The organism is Aurantiacibacter spongiae (genome assembly GCF_003815535.1).
GTDB lineage: Bacteria > Pseudomonadota > Alphaproteobacteria > Sphingomonadales > Sphingomonadaceae > Alteraurantiacibacter > Alteraurantiacibacter spongiae.
This window is the reverse complement of record NZ_RPFZ01000001.1, coordinates 483,662-499,497: the sequence shown is the minus strand read 5'-3', so window position 1 is coordinate 499,497 and position 15,836 is coordinate 483,662. Positions and strand designations below refer to the sequence as shown.

Annotated in this window: 17 protein-coding genes; 9 read left to right on the top strand and 8 right to left on the bottom strand. The window is 67.8% G+C overall.

From position 1 onward, the window contains the following. Positions 1-7: 7 nt before the first annotated feature. The 7 genes from accD to purB all read right to left on the bottom strand — a co-directional run bounded on the left by accD (position 8) and on the right by purB (position 6,332). On the bottom strand, positions 8-856 hold the full coding sequence (accD, locus tag EG799_RS02585; protein WP_123878299.1) for an acetyl-CoA carboxylase, carboxyltransferase subunit beta: 849 nt from the start codon (positions 854-856) through the stop codon (positions 8-10). After that, positions 853-1,647, bottom strand: a complete 795-nt coding sequence (gene trpA / locus EG799_RS02580; protein WP_123878298.1) for a tryptophan synthase subunit alpha — start codon at positions 1,645-1,647, stop codon at positions 853-855. Before trpA ends, accD begins: the two co-directional genes overlap by 4 nt. A gap of 172 nt (positions 1,648-1,819) precedes the next feature. Next, positions 1,820-3,091, bottom strand: coding sequence for a tryptophan synthase subunit beta (gene trpB / locus EG799_RS02575; RefSeq protein ID WP_123878297.1), 1,272 nt, complete (start codon positions 3,089-3,091; stop codon positions 1,820-1,822). Positions 3,092-3,107: 16 nt separating this feature from the next. After that, positions 3,108-3,758: a phosphoribosylanthranilate isomerase gene (locus tag EG799_RS02570; protein ID WP_123878296.1), complete on the bottom strand. Its 651-nt coding sequence runs from the start codon at positions 3,756-3,758 to the stop codon at positions 3,108-3,110. Positions 3,759-3,817: 59 nt separating this feature from the next. Further along, positions 3,818-4,492, bottom strand: coding sequence for an orotidine-5'-phosphate decarboxylase (pyrF, locus tag EG799_RS02565; protein ID WP_123878295.1), 675 nt, complete (start codon positions 4,490-4,492; stop codon positions 3,818-3,820). Further along, a complete protein-coding gene (locus tag EG799_RS02560; protein WP_123878294.1) occupies positions 4,489-4,941 on the bottom strand; it encodes a LapA family protein in 453 nt (150 codons plus the stop codon). Before EG799_RS02560 ends, pyrF begins: the two co-directional genes overlap by 4 nt. Before the next feature lie 74 nt (positions 4,942-5,015). Next, positions 5,016-6,332, bottom strand: coding sequence for an adenylosuccinate lyase (purB, locus tag EG799_RS02555; RefSeq protein WP_123878292.1), 1,317 nt, complete (start codon positions 6,330-6,332; stop codon positions 5,016-5,018). A gap of 671 nt (positions 6,333-7,003) precedes the next feature. Between purB and EG799_RS02550 the strand changes: the two genes are divergently transcribed. Then, positions 7,004-8,104: a helix-turn-helix transcriptional regulator gene (locus tag EG799_RS02550; RefSeq protein ID WP_158610997.1), complete on the top strand. Its 1,101-nt coding sequence runs from the start codon at positions 7,004-7,006 to the stop codon at positions 8,102-8,104. Here the strand turns inward: EG799_RS02550 and radC are convergent. After that, the gene (gene radC, locus EG799_RS02545; RefSeq protein WP_234029176.1) at positions 8,101-8,775 is read right to left on the bottom strand and encodes a RadC family protein; all 675 of its coding nucleotides are present in this window, start codon (positions 8,773-8,775) and stop codon (positions 8,101-8,103) included. The two genes, EG799_RS02550 and radC, sit on opposite strands and share 4 nt — an antisense overlap. Positions 8,776-8,912: 137 nt before the next feature. On the opposite strand from radC, the gene EG799_RS02540 reads away from it, so the two are divergent. The 8 genes from EG799_RS02540 to EG799_RS02505 all read left to right on the top strand — a co-directional run bounded on the left by EG799_RS02540 (position 8,913) and on the right by EG799_RS02505 (position 15,795). Continuing rightward, on the top strand, positions 8,913-12,197 hold the full coding sequence (locus EG799_RS02540; RefSeq protein ID WP_123878286.1) for an intermembrane phospholipid transport protein YdbH family protein: 3,285 nt from the start codon (positions 8,913-8,915) through the stop codon (positions 12,195-12,197). Positions 12,198-12,244: 47 nt separating this feature from the next. Beyond that, the gene (locus EG799_RS02535) at positions 12,245-12,439 is read left to right on the top strand and encodes a YnbE family lipoprotein (RefSeq protein WP_234028980.1); all 195 of its coding nucleotides are present in this window, start codon (positions 12,245-12,247) and stop codon (positions 12,437-12,439) included. A 19-nt stretch (positions 12,440-12,458) separates the two neighbouring features. Then, complete coding sequence (locus EG799_RS02530) at positions 12,459-12,857, top strand: YdbL family protein (protein WP_123878283.1); 399 nt, start codon at positions 12,459-12,461, stop codon at positions 12,855-12,857. A gap of 373 nt (positions 12,858-13,230) precedes the next feature. Next, complete coding sequence (locus EG799_RS02525) at positions 13,231-13,548, top strand: AtpZ/AtpI family protein (RefSeq protein WP_123878281.1); 318 nt, start codon at positions 13,231-13,233, stop codon at positions 13,546-13,548. A gap of 45 nt (positions 13,549-13,593) precedes the next feature. Next, positions 13,594-14,382 (top strand): F0F1 ATP synthase subunit A, encoded by a 789-nt coding sequence (locus tag EG799_RS02520; RefSeq protein ID WP_267900622.1) that lies wholly within the window; start codon positions 13,594-13,596, stop codon positions 14,380-14,382. 40 nt (positions 14,383-14,422) lie between these two features. Next, positions 14,423-14,653, top strand: coding sequence for a F0F1 ATP synthase subunit C (locus tag EG799_RS02515; protein WP_123878279.1), 231 nt, complete (start codon positions 14,423-14,425; stop codon positions 14,651-14,653). 76 nt (positions 14,654-14,729) lie between these two features. Then, complete coding sequence (locus EG799_RS02510) at positions 14,730-15,224, top strand: F0F1 ATP synthase subunit B family protein (RefSeq protein ID WP_123878277.1); 495 nt, start codon at positions 14,730-14,732, stop codon at positions 15,222-15,224. Further along, complete coding sequence (locus EG799_RS02505; RefSeq protein ID WP_123878275.1) at positions 15,217-15,795, top strand: F0F1 ATP synthase subunit B family protein; 579 nt, start codon at positions 15,217-15,219, stop codon at positions 15,793-15,795. Before EG799_RS02510 ends, EG799_RS02505 begins: the two co-directional genes overlap by 8 nt. Positions 15,796-15,836 lie beyond the last annotated feature (41 nt).

The window sequence follows — 15,836 nt, the reverse complement described above, 5'->3', positions numbered from 1 at the left end:
GGATTGCCTACGCCGCCGCACGGGGTCTGAGATAATCGAGCAGATCGGACAGCGTGCCGCGCAGGTCCTTTCGCGGCACGACCATGTCGACCATCCCGTGCCTGTGCAGGTATTCGGCGCGCTGGAAGCCCTCGGGCAACTGCTCGCGAATCGTCTCCTGGATCACGCGCTGCCCGGCAAAGCCGATCAGCGCGCCCGGTTCCGCCACATGCACGTCGCCCAGCATGGCATAGCTGGCGGTGACGCCACCCGTGGTCGGGTCCGCCAGCACCACGATATAGGGCAGGCCCGCCTCGCGCAGGCGGCGCGTCATTACCGTGGCGCGGGGCATCTGCATCAGTGAGAGAATGCCTTCCTGCATCCGCGCGCCGCCCGCCGCCGTCACGACGATGTAGCCGCATTTCTCATCGAGGGCGCGCTGCGCCGCGGCACAGAAGGCGTCGCCGACGGCCATGCCCATGCTGCCGCCCATGAAGGTGAAGTCCTGCACGCCGACCACGGCCCTGCGCCCCTCGATCGTGCCGGCGGCGGCGGTGAAAGCGTCCTGGTGAGCGTTGTTGGCGCGCGCGGCTCTCAGGCGTGCGGTATAGGGCTTGGAATCCTTGAAGCGCAGCGGATCTTCGGTGACCTGCGGCGCGTCGAGCAGCTCGTATCCCGCATCCAGCAACTGCCCCAGCCGCGTGTCCGCCCCGATGCGGCCGTGATAGTCGCAACGCGGACAGACATAGAGGTTGTTCTCGTATTCCTTGGTGAACAGCATCTCGTGGCATCGCGGGCACTTCACCCAGAGATTGTCGGGCGTCTCGCGCTTCTTGCCGAACGGGAGCCGTTCGCGGACCTTGTTGAGCCATGTCATGCGGCGCTCTCTCGCGCGGAATGCACCGCCTTGGCAAGATCCGACGTCAGTTTGCGGACATGCGGGGCGGCGTCCGCGCCGTGCCTGGCCACCAGTTCGACAAGCGCGCTGCCCACCACAACGCCATCGGCAATGCGGGAGATGGCGGCGGCCTGTTCCGGTTCGCGCACGCCGAAGCCGACCGCGACGGGCAGGTCGGTGTGGTGCTTGATGCGGCCGACATTGGCCTCGATCGATTCGATGGCGGCGCTCTGCTTGCCGGTGATGCCGGCGACGGAGACGTAATAGAGGAAGCCCGCCGACCCTTCGAGCACGGTGGGCAGACGCGCCGAATTAGTGGTGGGCGTGGCGAGGCGGATGGGGGCGACGCCACGCTCACGCAAGGCGGGGCCGAGATCGGCATCTTCCTCGGGCGCGAGATCGACGCAGATGACGCCGTCGACGCCCGCCTCGGCGAGCGCATCGGCAAACCATTCCGGCCCGCGCCGGACCATCGGGTTGGCATAGCCCATCAGCACCAGCGGCACGTCCGGATGGCGGGAGCGGAAGGCGGTGGCGATGGCCAGCACGTCGGCGGTCGTCGTCCCCGCCGCCAGCGAGCGGATATCCGCCGCCTGGATCGCGGGGCCGTCGGCCATCGGATCGGTGAACGGCATGCCCAGCTCGATCACGTCCGCGCCGCCCTCGACCAGCGCGTCGAGATTGGCCGAGGTGTCCCCGTCGCCCGCGGTGAGGAAGCAGACGAGGGCCGGGTGGGGCTTGGCGAAGGCGGAGGAGAGGCGGTTGGTCATTTGCCCATCAACGGAGTGAAGCGAAAGAGAACGAATAAAATTAAGCCTACCAGCGCAGAAAACGCCAAATGCGCCAGCCATGAATCGTGCCACGGTTCGGAGAGGAGACCACCGATCCAAACGCCGAAAGTGCCTGCCAAAGCGATTCTTAAGCCCTTGGAAGATCGATCACTCACATCTCCACTCCCAGCGCCTCGGCGACGGTGAAGATGTCTTTGTCGCCGCGGCCGCAGAGGTTGGCGAGGATCACGCTGCCGCGCGGCATTTCGCGGGCGCGCTTGACGATGGCGGCGATAGCGTGGCTGGGTTCGAGCGCGGGAATGATGCCCTCGGTGCGGCACAATAGCTGGAAGGCGTCCAGTGCCTCCTCGTCGGTGGCGGAGGTGTATTCGACGCGGCCCGTTTCCTTCAGCCATGCGTGCTCCGGCCCGATGCCCGGATAGTCGAGACCCGCGCTGATCGAGTGTCCCTCGGTGATCTGGCCGTCCTCGTCCTGCAACAGATAGGTCTTGTTGCCGTGGAGGATGCCGGGAAAACCGCCTGCGAGGCTGGCGGCGTGCTCGTTTCCGTCGAGTCCGTGCCCGGCCGCCTCAACGCCGAGCATCTTGACTTCGGGATCGTCGAGGAAGGGGTGAAACAGGCCGATGGCGTTGCTGCCGCCGCCGATCGCGGCCACCAGCATGTCGGGCAGCCTGCCGGTGCGGGCCAGCATCTGTTCGCGCGCCTCGCGGCCGATCACGCTCTGAAAATCGCGAACCAGCTCGGGGTAGGGATGCGGGCCGGCGGCGGTGCCGATGATGTAGAAGGTGTCCTCCACATTCGCGACCCAGTCGCGCAGCGCTTCGTTCATGGCGTCCTTCAGCGTGGCGCGTCCGCTGGTGACGGGGACGACCTCGGCGCCGAGCAGCTTCATGCGGAACACGTTGGGCTGCTGCCGCTTCACGTCGGTCGCGCCCATGTAGACCACGCAGGGCAGGCCGAAGCGCGCGCAGACCGTGGCGGTGGCGACGCCGTGCTGCCCCGCGCCGGTCTCGGCGATGATACGCGTCTTGCCCATGCGGATCGCCAGCAGGATCTGCCCGATGCAATTGTTGATCTTGTGCGCGCCGGTGTGGTTCAGTTCGTCGCGCTTGAACCAGATCTGCGCGCCCTTGCCCTCGGGCGCATCGGCGCGCAGGCGCTCCGTCAGCCGCTCGGCGTGATAGAGCGGACTGGGACGGCCGACATAATGTTCGAGCAGGTCGTCGAACTCTGACTGGAAGGCATCGTCAGCCTTCGCTGCGCGGTATTCCCTTTCCAGATCGAGGATCAGCGGCATCAGCGTTTCGGCGACGTAGCGACCGCCGAACGCGCCGAAATGCCCGTGCGAATCCGGCATTTGGCGAAAGCTGTTCGCCTTCACGGGGGGCTGGGTGCGGGAGGAATTGGGTTGCGTTCCGGTCATGCGCTGTCTCTCGTTCTCAGGCCATCGCGCGGCGCGCTTCACGCGCGGCGTCGCAGAAGGCGCGGATTTTCCCGGTATCCTTCACCCCGGGTGCGCTTTCCAGGCCGGAGGAGGCATCCACCAGCGGCGCATCGGTATAGCGGATGGCATCGCCCACGTTCGACGGTCCGAGCCCGCCAGCCAGACCCCAGGGAAGCTTGTGTCGATGATTGAGCAATAGCCGCCAGTCCAGCGCCAGCCCGTTGCCGCCCGGCAACGCGCCGGCGGCGGCATCGTAGATCAGGCGATGCGCGACGTCGGCAAAGCGGTCCGATTTCTCCAGCGCGGCGGCGTCCTTCACGCCGATGGCCTTCCATACTTCCAGCTTGGAATTGTTCTTGATGAGCGCCAGCCATTCGGGGTTCTCGCGGCCGTGCAGTTGCAGCACGTCGGGCTGTATTTCCTGCAGCGCCTCCGCCGTGTCCTTAGGTTGCATGTTGACCGTAAGCAGCACGACCTTGACATGCGGCGGCACTCGGGTGCGCAGTTTTGCCGCATCCTCCAGCGGGAGATGGCGCGGGCTTTTCTCGAAGTGGACGAGGCCGATATGCGTCGCCCCCGCATCAACGGCGGCATCGACGGTTTCGGGCGTGGTCAGCCCACAGATCTTGATCAACTGTTCCGGCATGGTGGCTCGTCTAGGCGAATTGATGGGGTAGTGAAAGTGGGCGGGGAGGCCGGTTCACGTCACAGCGTCGCCTCGATCTCCCGCGCCGCCGCCAGCGGATCATCGGCACGGCTGATAGGCCGGCCGATCACCAGCACCGATGCGCCGTCGTCGCGGGCCTGGCGCGGGGTGACGACCCGCTTCTGATCGGCGGTCGGCTTCCCGCCGGGGCGCAGGCCGGGGACGACGAAGAAGCCGTCGCGCCAGCTGTCGTGAACCGCCTTCACCTCGTGCCCGGAACACACGATCCCGTCGAGCCCGGCATCCTGTGCCAGCCCGGCCAGTCGCATCACCTGATCGTGCGCGGTGCCGGCAACGCCGGTGCGTTCGAGGTCGCGCCCGTCCATGCTGGTGAGCAGCGTCACGGCGACGACCTTGCAATTCTCCCCCGCGGCGGCCTTCGCATCTTCCATCATGGCCCGCCCGCCGCCGGCATGGACGGTGACGATGGCAGGTTCGAGGACGTGCAGCGCCTGCATCGCGCCGGCGACGGTATTGGGGATGTCGTGCAGCTTCAGGTCGAGAAAGACCGGCAGGCCGAGCTCCCGGATCTCGTGAACGCCGTGCGCGCCGTGGGCGCAGAAGAATTCGAGGCCGAGTTTCAGCCCGCCGACATGGCCGCGCACCTTTTCGGCCAGCGCCTTCGCGCCCGCCAGTTGCGGCAGGTCGAGCGCCAGATAGACCGGATTGCTCACGATCCGGGCGAGCGATAGGTGCCGGGCACGTCGTCGTCGCGATGCCGGGTTTCGCGGTGCACGGTATCGGTATCGCCATCCCCGTCGACATCGCTGCGGGTCACCGCCGTTTCCGTCTCGTCAGAAGTGACGGGCGCGCGGCCAGCGGTGGTTCCGGTTGTGGTCGTTGCGTCGGAATGGCTCGTCGCTACCGGGGTGGCGGCAGCGGTGCGCGCGGCGTTTTCGAGGCTGGCGACCTTGCGCCGCATCCGCCACATGGCGGCGCGGTGATAGAGCCACATCGGCACGAAGCCGATCAGGAAGGATACGATCACGATCGCCGGGATCTTCGTGTCGACGACGATCCCCTCCCAGATGCGGACGGTAACGGTCGGATCCCAGTTGGCGAAAGAGAACAGCAGCAGCGCTACCAGCAGCAGCACCCAGACGATGGTTCTGACGATCGACATTGCTGCTTCCCCTTGTCTTTTTCCGAATTCGCTGCGTTGACGCTAGGCAAGGGCGACGGTTTTGGGAAGGGCCGTCATGCCCCGCCGAACACGCGCTCGAACACCGTGTCGACATGCTTGAAGTGGTAGTCGAGGTTGAACTTTTCCTCCAGCTCCGCCTCCGGCAGCGCGGCGGTCACGTCCCCGTCCTGTTTCAGCAGGTCGAGCAGCGAGAGGCGTCCGTCGCTTTCCCACACTTTCATGGCGTTGCGCTGCACCAGGCGATAGGCGTTGTCGCGCGTCACGCCGGCCTGCGTCAGTGCCAGCAGCACGCGCTGCGAATGGACGAGGCCGCCCATCCGGTCGAGATTGGCCTGCATCCGCTCGGGATAGACCAGCAGCTTGTCGATCACGCCGGTCAGACGGGCGAGCGCGAAGTCGAGCGTGATGGTCGCGTCGGGGCCGATGAATCGCTCCACGCTCGAATGGCTGATGTCGCGTTCGTGCCACAGCGCCACGTTCTCCAGCGCGGGCAGGGCGTAGGCGCGGATCATCCGGGCTTGGCCGGTGAGGTTCTCGGTCAGGATCGGGTTGCGCTTGTGCGGCATGGCGCTCGATCCCTTCTGACCGGGAGAGAAATACTCCTCCACCTCCAGCACCTCCGTGCGCTGGAGATGGCGCACCTCGACCGCCAGCCGTTCCATCGAACTGGCGATGACGGCGAGTACGGCGAAATACATCGCGTGCCGGTCGCGCGGGATCACCTGGGTGCTGACCGGTTCCACCGCCAGCCCCATCCGCTCGGCGACATGCGCCTCCACCTCCGGCGCGATGTTGGCGAAGGTGCCGACAGCGCCGGAGATGGCGCAGGTGGCGATCTCGGCGCGCGCCGCGACCAGCCGCGCGCGGCAGCGGTCGAATTCGGCGTAGGCCTGCGCGAGCTTGAGGCCGAAGGTCGTCGGCTCCGCATGGATGCCGTGGCTGCGCCCGATGGTGGGCGTGTACTTGTGTTCGCGCGCACGCCGCTCCAGCGCCCCCAGCAGCGCATCGAGATCGGCCAGCAGCAGGTCGGTCGCGCGGGTCAGCTGCACCGCCAGCGTGGTATCGAGAACGTCCGAGCTGGTCATGCCCTGATGCATGAAGCGCGCCTGTGGCCCGACCTCGTCCGCCACCCAGTCGAGGAAGGCGATGACATCGTGCTTGAGCACCGCCTCCTTCGCGTCGATCGCGGCGACGTCGATCCCGGGATCGGTCTTCCACCAGTCCCACAGCGCCTTTGCCCCGCTTTCCGGCACCACGCCCAGCTCCGCCAGCTTTTGCGTGGCGTGCGCCTCGATCTCGAACCAGATCCGATATTTCGCTTCCGGCTCCCAGATGGCGGTCATTTCGGGGCGGGCGTAACGGGGGACCATCGGGGCACTTTCGGCTTGAGGGGAGTCGATGGCGAGCGGGTAGGGGCTGGGGCGGGGCGAGGCAAGCGGTTGCGCCGGCGGACGCGCTCTGCGGCCCGCTTGTGAAGGATTTGCGAGGTTGACGAAGTTTACACTCGCGTCAACTTCGCTTCCGGGGTCTTTTGATCGAAATACCAATGATTTATGACGTTCTATCCTCGCGAAGTTGACACTTTGCCGTGCTGGGAAAAAAATTGCGCAAAGGCCCCGTGTCCCGCTTCGCGCAGCGTGCTGCACGGGGTCGGACAGATAGGAAAGCCACAGGGGCATGCCGCGGACAAAAATTCCCCCATCCCCAATTGTGGGGATGCCGCCGGCGCGGCGGCGGTGCCATTCAGATGACGGGTCGGGCGGATGAGCGGCCGTCCGGCAATTCCCGCCGGCATGGCGCGCCACCCCGCCCGGTCCACCCAGTTTGCGCCGCGATCGTCCGTCGCCGCGCAGTCATGCAACCGGTGCGGGGGGGCACCGGCGCGAAGTCCCGGGCCGGTTCGCTTGCGACCCGTTACGGGCCACCCGGGAGAGGGGCCGGTCATCGTGCCGGTCCCTCACTCGCTCCGCGTCCCGCCCCGCCAAGTGCTTGCCAAGGTGGGAAAATCGGCGCATCGCCTCTCTCTGAAACGGGAGGGTCGATGGCACTCGCACTGGAAGCGGCGTTCGATGCCGTGATGGACGACGAGGCGCTCGTCGCGTTGTTCGACAGCTATGCCGCGCGCATCGGCGCCAAGGGCTACGCCGCCGGATGGAGCGGTGGCTTCGCCGTCGACGAGATCATGGTGTTCCGCAATGACTGGTCTGACGCGATGCTGGGCGAGTATCACGAACGCTACGCCGCGAACGATCCGTGGACGCGGGCGATGCTGGCCAGTGGGGAGGGGGCCGATGCCGAATTCCTGCTGACGTCGGATTACGTTTCGGATCACGAATTCGGCGACAGCGCACTCTACAACGATCTGCTGCGCGCCAACGGCGACGACAGCTTCCGCGCGGCCGCGCTCGTCGGCCCGATGCAGGGCGGATTGTGCGGCATTACCTTCTACCGTGGTCGCCGGCAGAGCGATTTCGACCGTGCGCGCGTGATGACGCTGAACGAGGACGCCGAAGCGCTGGGCCGCGTGCTCGCGCTGAAAGCGCTGCTCGCCGGGCGCAGCGCGCAGGCGGCGAGCTGGCGGATGCTGGTGGACCGCTTCGCCGGCGCGGTGTTCGTGCTCACCGTGAACGGCCGGCTGCTAGAGACGAACCGGGCGGGCGAACGCATGCTGGAACGCCGCGCGCCCTTCTTCGCTTCGCGCGGGGCTTTCTTCGCCAGCCACCCGGCGACGCAGGCCCGGCTGGCCGATGCGCTGCTCCGCGCCTCGATCGGCATAGAGGCTACGCCGCTGGTCATCGCCGCCTCGCCGGGCGGGCGGTCGGAGCGCTTCCATGTCCTTGCCGCGCCCAATCCCGGCGGCGGCAGGCGCATCGTGCTGATGGGGGAGCCGCCGGCCCGCATCGGCGAGGCGGCCCGCGCGCTCCTGATCGCGGCCTTCGCCCTGTCGCCTGCGGAGGCGGCGGTGATGGCGCGGCTGGCGGAAGGGGCGTCCGCTCCCGAACTGGCGCAGGAGCGCGGCGTGTCGGTGGAGACGGTGCGCACGCAATATCGCGCCGCCACGGCGAAGATGGGGTGCGAGGGGCTGGGCGAGGCGCTGTCGCGCGTGCGCCGGATAGTCGCCATCTCCGGGGCGGAAAGCTAGATCAGCCCCTTGGCCCTTAACGAGACGTGCCCCTCGCGCCCGACGATCACGTGATCGTGGACGGTCAGCCCGAGCGGGCGCCCCGCCTCGGCGATCTGGCGCGTGATCTGGATATCGGCGCGGCTGGGTTCGGGGCTGCCGCTGGGATGGTTGTGCACGAGGATCAGCGCCGATGCGCCGATATCCAGCCCGCGCCGGATGACCTCGCGCACATGGATCGCCGCCTCGTCTATCGTGCCGTCACCCACCAGATGATCGAGCAGCAGGCGGTTGCGGGCATTGAGGTAGAGCACGCGCACCCGTTCCACGGTCAGGTGTGCCATGTCGATGGCGAGGTAATCGAGCAACGCCTGCCAGCTGCCGAGCACGGGTTTGTCCTGCACCTCGCTGCGCGCCATGCGCCGGGCGACGAGCGCGGCGATCTTCAGCTGGCCGACCGTCGCCTCGCTCACGCCTTTCACCTGCTTGAGCGCAGCGGCTTCGGCGTTGAGTACCGCCGACAGCGAGCCGAAGCGTTCCAGCAACCGCTTGGCGAGCGGCTTGGTGTCGCCGCGGGCGAGCGCGCCGAACAGCAGGTATTCGAGCACCTCGTAATCGGCCAGCGCTTCCGGCCCCCCATTGAGCAGCTTTTCGCGCAGCCGGGCGCGATGGCCGGCGGCCTTGGCAGGCATCTTGCCGGCGCTCGTCTCGGGCAGGTCGAGCGGGAGCGAACTGTCCGATCTGCGATCATCGTGCGCCACGTTCGATGCGACCTCCCTCATCAGCCGCATTGCCTTTGCCCGCGCTCTCGCGCAAGTGTTCGCGCAAGATGGCGCAGGAAGCCGACGCGGCACAGGAAAACCGGCCACAGGGTCGCAAGCGCCGCATCGTGCGCAACGCCTTTCGCGTGGTCGTGGCGCTGCTGGCCGTAGCGGTGCTGCTGGCGTGGTTCGCCCGCTACCGCATCGCCGACGACCTGATCGCCGATGCCTTTCGCGACGCCGGCGTGCGCGCCACCTACGATATCGAGAGCATTTCCCCCGGTCGGCAGGTGGTCGCGAATATCGTGGTGGGTGATCCCGCGCAGCCCGACCTGACGGTGGAGCGGCTGGAGCTGCTGACGACGCCACGCTTCGGCCTGCCCGACATTCGCCAGCTGCGCGTAAGCGGGGCGCGCCTCTACGGCAGCTGGCGGGGCGGACAGCTGAGTTTCGGCGCGCTCGACCCGCTGCTCTTTACAGGAGAAGACAAGCCGTTCCGCCTGCCCGACGTCAACCTGGCGCTCGCCGATGGACGCGCGCTGATCGCCAGCGACTATGGGCGGATCGGCCTCTCGCTGTCGGGGGAGGGGCGGCTGCGCGACGGTTTTACCGGCGAACTGGCGGCGGTGAGCGATGCGCTTGCGGCCGGCGAATGCGCGGCGGAGCGCACGACGCTTTACGGGACCGTTTCCGTCGACAGCGAGCGCCCGCATTTCACCGGCCCCCTGCGGTTCGACCGGTTCGCCTGTCCGGACAGCCAGATCGCGATGCGCGACGCGGCGGTGCAGCTCGATCTCACGGCGGATGCCCGGCTCACCCACGTCGCCGCCGATTTCGCCGCACGAACGGGCGGGGTGGAACTGGCGAGCGCGCGGGCGAACGGTCTGACCGGCGGCGGCGAGGCGTCGTGGCGCGACGGGGTGCTTACCGCCCGCTACGATCTCGAACTGGGCGCAGTGGCAACGCCGCCGGCGCGGATGGACGCGCTGGCGCTGGAGGGGCGGCTGCGCGCTTCGGACGATTTCGCCCGGATGGAGACGGACGGCGATCTGCGGGGAACGGGCGTGGCGATGGGCCTCGACCTCGACCGCACGCTCGGCGACGTGGCGGAAGCGACGCGCGGGACGCTGCTCGCCCCGCTGCTCGACCGCACCGGCCTCAACCTCGCACGCGAATTGCGCGGGGGCAGCTCCGTCACCGCCCGCTATACCCTGCGGCGGATGGACGGCGCCACCGCGATCGCCATTCCCGAGGCGCGGCTGCGCGGAGCGAGCGGGGACACGGTACTGGCCCTGTCGCGCGGGCAGATCGCGCCGGGCGCGGCGGGCGCGCCGCGCCTGGCCGGCAATTTCGCGACCGGCGGTGACGGGCTGCCGCGCATCACCGGGCGCATGGAACGGGCGGCGGGCGGCGCGCTGACCATGAACCTTGCGATGCGCGAATACGCTTCCGGCCGGTCACGCCTCGCCATTCCGCGCCTGTCGCTGAAGCAGGACGCCGGCGGCGGGGTGACGCTGGATGGCGAGATCCTGGCGAGCGGTCCGCTCCCGGGCGGCGCGGTGCGGGGTCTGGTATTGCCGGTTGACGGACGCATCGCTGCGGACGGCAGGCTCGCCCTGTGGGACGGATGCCGCGATGTCCGCTTCGACCGGCTGGCCTTTTCCAACCTGACGCTGGAACGCCAGTCGCTGACGCTGTGCCCTCAGCCCGGCGTGCCCATCCTGCGTTATGGCGCCAACGGTCTGCAACTGGCGGCGGGTGCGACCTCGCTCGACCTGCGCGGACGACTGGCGGAAACGCCGATCGCGCTCAGGAGCGGGGCGGTCGGTTTCGCCTGGCCCGGTGCGCTGGTTGCGCGCGATCTCGACGTCGCTCTCGGCCCGCCGGCCACCGCGCAGGGGTTCGCCATAGCCGACCTCACCGCCAATCTCTCCGCGCCCCGGCTCGGCGGGGAGTTTTCCGGCACCGACGTGTTCCTCGCATCGGTCCCGCTGGACGTGACGGGGGCGCGGGGAACGTGGTCCTACGCCGACGACCGCCTCGGCCTATCGCAGGCGGCCTTCACGCTGGCGGACCGGCAGGAGGATGCGCGTTTCGAACCGCTCGTCGCCCGCGACGCGGCGCTGACGCTGGCGGGCAACGTCATCGCGGCCGACGCGCTGCTGCGGGAGCCGGAGACGGACGCCGCGATCGCCCGCGCCGCCGTCGTCCACGATCTTGGCACCGGCACCGGTCACGCCGACCTGACGGTGGACGGGGTCGCGTTCGACGCGAATCTCCAGCCGCTCGACCTGACGCACCTGGCGCTGGGGGTCATCGCCAATGTGCGTGGCACCGTATCGGGCGAGGGGCGTATCGACTGGACCGCGCAGGGGCTGACGAGCAGCGGCAGGTTCGGGAGCGATTCGCTCGACTTCGCCGCCGCTTTCGGCCCCGTGCAGGGGGCGAGCGGCACGGTGGTCTTCACCGACCTGCTCGGCCTCTCCACTGCGCCGGGGCAGACGCTGGCGGTCGCTTCGGTCAACCCGGGCATCGAGGTCTATGACGGCACCGTGGCCTTCCAGCTACGCGGCGGCGAAGTGCTTGCCATCGAGGGCGGGCGCTGGCCGTTCATGGGCGGCACGCTCATCATGCGACCGGTCGACATCACCCTGGGGGCCGAGGAAACCCGCACCTACACGATGGAGATCGTGGGGCTGGAGGCCGCGCGGTTCATCGAACGCACGGGCATCGCCAACATCGCCGCGACGGGCACGTTCGACGGCGTCATTCCCATCGTGTTCGATATCACCGGTGACGGGCGGCTGGAGAATGGTCGCCTCGTCTCTCGGCCGCCCGGCGGTCACATCGCCTATGTCGGCGACCTCACCTACGCGGACATGAGCATCTACGCGAACTACGCCTTTTCCGCCCTGCGCGATCTGCAATACGACCGGATGGAGATCGGCATGAACGGCCCGCTGACGGGCGAGCTGGTGACGCAGGTGCGCTTCGCCGGCATCCGCCAGGGGCCGGAGGCGGAGCGCAACATCGTCACCCGCGTTCTGGCCGACCTGCCGATCGAGCTGCGCATCAACATCCGCGCGCCGTTCTACGGGCTGATCAATTCGCTGCGCTCGATCCAGGATCCTGCCGCGGTCCGCTCGCCGCGCGACCTCGGGCTGGTGGGCGCGGACGGGCGCCGCCTGCGCGACAGCGTGGACCAGCAGACGGTGGACGAACAGGACGAGGCCGCCGAAGCCGAGGCCGAGCGACAATTGCGCGAATCCCTCGGCGAACCGGCCGAGAAAAGGCCCGCCCCCGCCGGCGAAGACACGGGCGTTCAGCCCCCGGAAAGCGAGATCATGCGATGAACTGTGCCAGATTGACGACCGGTATTCATGCCTATCACAACCGCCCGATGCGGCGATGGCGGGCGAGGCAGCGGTCGGCGATGGCGATGCTGGGAGCGATCCCGCTGGCCGGGTGCATCACGCTGGAGGCACCGGACGAGCCGATTGTGATCGAACTCAACATCAACATCACGCAGGAAGTCGTGTACCGGCTGGCAGAAGATGCCGGCAACACGATCGACGAGAATGCCGAGATCTTCTGATCGCGGCGGAATGGAGTCCATGATGCGCAGCAAGTCCGTAATACGAACCGCCCTCGCCGCCGGCGTCGCCCTGCTGGGGCTGGCTCTGGCAGCGGCGCCCGCCAGCGCCCAGCGCGACCCGGCCTACCAGTCGGCCCGCGCCCAGGGGAAGGTGGGCGAAAAGATGGACGGCTATCTCGGCATCGTCGGCGCCGCCACGCCCGAGCTGCGCCGCATCGTCGACGACATCAACATCCGTCGCCGCGCGGTCTATGCCCAGCAGGCGCAGGCGAACAATGCCACGCTGGAGGAATACGCCTTCACCGCCGGGTGCCTCGCCATCAGCCGGACGTCGCCGGGCGAGATGTACCAGGCACCCAATGGCAGCTGGGTCGAGCGGGGCAGCGGCCCCGCGCAGCGCGATCCGCGGTGCCCGTAGATTCGCACGGTGCCGCGGCATCCGCGGGGTCGTCCTCCCCGTGGGTTTCGTCGCTCGATTGAAAGGCCGGTCGGCGCGACGGGTGCGAGGCCGGAACTGTTCGGCGCGCGGCAACGCGGCGCAAGGCCGACCGGCCGCCCGCAGATGACCCCCGGCGCAGCGGTGGGAATGGTGCCCGGGATGCACGCCCGGATTGGCGAACGCGGATGGCCTTGTCCGCGGTCAACCGTGCCGGGGGCGATGCGAGCGTGATCGATGCGGTACCACAACCCCTCCGCACCAGTTGACTCGCCACACCCCCCTTACTAAGGGGGCGGCGCTCTTGGCGGGCGGGTCTTTGCATGTGCGGGCAACCTTCGGTAGGGGTCGCTGCATGAGCGAGGACAAGCCCGCACGGGAACCCATCGGTGAAGACGCGCGGATCGATGCGCTCGAAGGGCGGCTGAAAGCCGTACGAGAGCGCGAAGAACAGCGCAACGCACCGAGAATGAAGGGAGCGGGCGAGAGCGAGAAGCTCGGCAATCGCGTGCTCAGCTACCTTCTTGGCGGGATTCTCGGCGGTGCACTGATCGGCTGGGTCATCGACCGTTTCGCCGATACGTCGCCCTGGGGTCTGTTGGTGATGCTGTTCCTCGGAATAGTCGTCGGCTTCAGGAACATCATCCGGATTTCGAGCCGGCGCCCCGAATAGGGCGCCGTGCCTGTATCAGACGCTTGAAGTAGGGGCTTTTCAGACGTGGCAGCAGAGACGGCCAAGGTCGATCCCATGCACCAGTTCACCATCGAGCCGCTGTTCGGCTCGGGGAACCTGGACCTTGCGGGCTACAACATCGCGTTCACCAATTCGGCGCTGTGGATGGCCATCACGGCCGTCGCGCTGTGGGTGTTCATGATCGGCGGCATGAAGCGCGAGCTTGTGCCCGGCCGCTGGCAGATGATGGTGGAAAGCTTCACCGGTTTCGTCGACGACATGCTGGAAGCCAATGTCGGCAAGAACGGGCGTAAATACGTACCTTACATCTTCAGCCTGTTCATGTTCATCCTGTTCGCCAACCTGCTCGGCCTGCTGCCGCTGGGCGTGATCGGCCTGCACCCTTTCACCTTCACCAGCCATTTCACCATTACCGGCGTGCTGGCGATCATCTCGTTCGGAATCGTGCTCATCGTGGGGTTCTGGAAGCACGGGCTGCACTTCTTCAGCCTGTTCATCCCTTCGGGCACGCCGTTGCCGATGGCGATCATCATCTTCCCGATCGAGCTGGTCAGCTTCCTCTTCCGCCCCTTCAGTCTCGGCCTGCGGCTGTTCGTGGCGATGATGGCCGGCCACGTCCTGCTGGAAGTGCTGTCGAGCTTCGTCATCGACGGCTGGAACGCGGGCGCGGGCTACGGCGTGCTGGTCGGCATTCCGGCCTTCCTGCTTATGATCGCCATCTGCGCGCTGGAAATCCTCGTGGCCGCCATCCAGGCCTACGTCTTCGCGCTTCTCTCGTCGCTGTATATCAACGACGCGGAAAACCTTCACTAAGACCTCCGAATTCGAACAAGTTCAACGAAAGGAAATTCTCATGGATCTCGAAGCAGCCAAGCTCCTTGGTGCCGGTTTCGCGGCGATCGGTGCCGGCATGGCGGCCATCGGCGTGGGCAACGTATTCGGCTCGTTCCTGGAAAGCGCGCTGCGCAATCCGGGTGCCGCCGATGGCCAGCAGGGTCGCCTGTTCATCGGTTTCGCCGCGGCGGAACTCCTGGGCCTGCTGGCCTTCGTCGTGGCGATGATCCTGATCTTCGTCGACGTCTAAGACACTTCGCTGCCGGCCGGGCCGAGTCCCGGCCGGTGGCGCCACAGCAACCTGTGCCGACAGACGGAATCCGTCCATGCCCCAGATAGCCCAATTGGCCGAAACCTTCGCCAGCCAGATCTTCTGGCTGCTGGTGATCTTCGGCTTCATCTACTTCGTGATCGGCCGGGGCATGGTCCCCAAGGTCATGGAGACGGTGGGCCTGCGCGACAAGCAGATCGCCGACGATCTCGCCGCTGCGCAGAAGGCGCGCGACGATGCCGATGCGGCGGAGGAAACCTGGCGCAAGCGCGAAAACGCCAATCGCGAACGCGCGCAGGCCGTGGTGGCCGAGGCGAAGTCGAAGGCCCAGGCCGCGACCGAAGCCCGCGTGGCGGAGGCGCAGACCGGCATCGACGCAAGGCTGGACGAGGCGGAGCATCGGATCGCCGCCGCTCGCGCCGAAGCCGCTGCGGAAATCGAGGCGGTCGCCGCCGAGGCGGCGCAGGACATCGCCAGCCGCCTCGCCGATGTCAGCGTGAGCGAGGCCGCGGCCCGGTCCGCCGTGCAGGAGACGATGACCCATGGCTGACGCAGCGCAAACTCCCGAAGTCCTCGCGTCCGAACCGGCGCAGGCCTATGTCGAGGAAGGGCATGGCGGGGCACCCGTCCATGCGGAGCCCGAATTGCTCGGCTACGCGCCGTTCCAGTGGGTTTCGGTCGCCATGGCGGTGCTGCTGCTGATCGCGTTTGTCTATGCCAAGGTGCATCGCTCGCTGGCCGGCGGGCTGGACGCGCGCATTGCCGCGATCCGGGAGAACCTCGACGAAGCGAAGGCCCTTCGCGCCGAGGCCGAGGCGCTGCGCGAGGAGTACGCGGGCAAGATCGCCGACGCCGAGAAGGATGCCGAAGCCATGCTCGACAACGCCCGGCGCGAGGCGGACTCGATCGTGGCAAAGGCGGAGGACGATACGACCGCCATGATCGCCCGCCGCGAGCGCATGGCGCAGGACAAGATCGCCTCCGCCGAACGGCAGGCCGTCGCCGAACTTCGGGCGAAGGCCGCCGACGCCTCGACCGCCGCCGCGGCCAGGCTGATCCGGCAGAACCACACCGAGGCCGCCGATCGGGCGCTGGCCGACGAGGCGATCGCCAGCATCTGAGTCTACGCAGGCGGTGACGGCTCCGGTCGCGCGCCTGGCAC

What these genes read in the sequence shown, in the direction of transcription:
- accD (WP_123878299.1), bottom strand. Translation starts at nt 856, where the DNA reads ATGACATGGCTCAACAAGGTCCGCGAACGGCTCCCGTTCGGCAAGAAG.
- trpA (WP_123878298.1), bottom strand. Translation starts at nt 1,647, where the DNA reads ATGACCAACCGCCTCTCCTCCGCCTTCGCCAAGCCCCACCCGGCCCTC.
- trpB (WP_123878297.1), bottom strand. Translation starts at nt 3,091, where the DNA reads ATGACCGGAACGCAACCCAATTCCTCCCGCACCCAGCCCCCCGTGAAG.
- EG799_RS02570 (WP_123878296.1), bottom strand. Translation starts at nt 3,758, where the DNA reads ATGCCGGAACAGTTGATCAAGATCTGTGGGCTGACCACGCCCGAAACC.
- EG799_RS02560 (WP_123878294.1), bottom strand. Translation starts at nt 4,941, where the DNA reads ATGTCGATCGTCAGAACCATCGTCTGGGTGCTGCTGCTGGTAGCGCTG.
- purB (WP_123878292.1), bottom strand. Translation starts at nt 6,332, where the DNA reads ATGGTCCCCCGTTACGCCCGCCCCGAAATGACCGCCATCTGGGAGCCG.
- EG799_RS02550 (WP_158610997.1), top strand. Translation starts at nt 7,004, where the DNA reads ATGGCACTCGCACTGGAAGCGGCGTTCGATGCCGTGATGGACGACGAG.
- radC (WP_234029176.1), bottom strand. Translation starts at nt 8,775, where the DNA reads ATGCCTGCCAAGGCCGCCGGCCATCGCGCCCGGCTGCGCGAAAAGCTG.
- EG799_RS02540 (WP_123878286.1), top strand. Translation starts at nt 8,913, where the DNA reads ATGGCGCAGGAAGCCGACGCGGCACAGGAAAACCGGCCACAGGGTCGC.
- EG799_RS02535 (WP_234028980.1), top strand. Translation starts at nt 12,245, where the DNA reads ATGCGGCGATGGCGGGCGAGGCAGCGGTCGGCGATGGCGATGCTGGGA.
- EG799_RS02530 (WP_123878283.1), top strand. Translation starts at nt 12,459, where the DNA reads ATGATGCGCAGCAAGTCCGTAATACGAACCGCCCTCGCCGCCGGCGTC.
- EG799_RS02525 (WP_123878281.1), top strand. Translation starts at nt 13,231, where the DNA reads ATGAGCGAGGACAAGCCCGCACGGGAACCCATCGGTGAAGACGCGCGG.
- EG799_RS02515 (WP_123878279.1), top strand. Translation starts at nt 14,423, where the DNA reads ATGGATCTCGAAGCAGCCAAGCTCCTTGGTGCCGGTTTCGCGGCGATC.
- EG799_RS02510 (WP_123878277.1), top strand. Translation starts at nt 14,730, where the DNA reads ATGCCCCAGATAGCCCAATTGGCCGAAACCTTCGCCAGCCAGATCTTC.
- EG799_RS02505 (WP_123878275.1), top strand. Translation starts at nt 15,217, where the DNA reads ATGGCTGACGCAGCGCAAACTCCCGAAGTCCTCGCGTCCGAACCGGCG.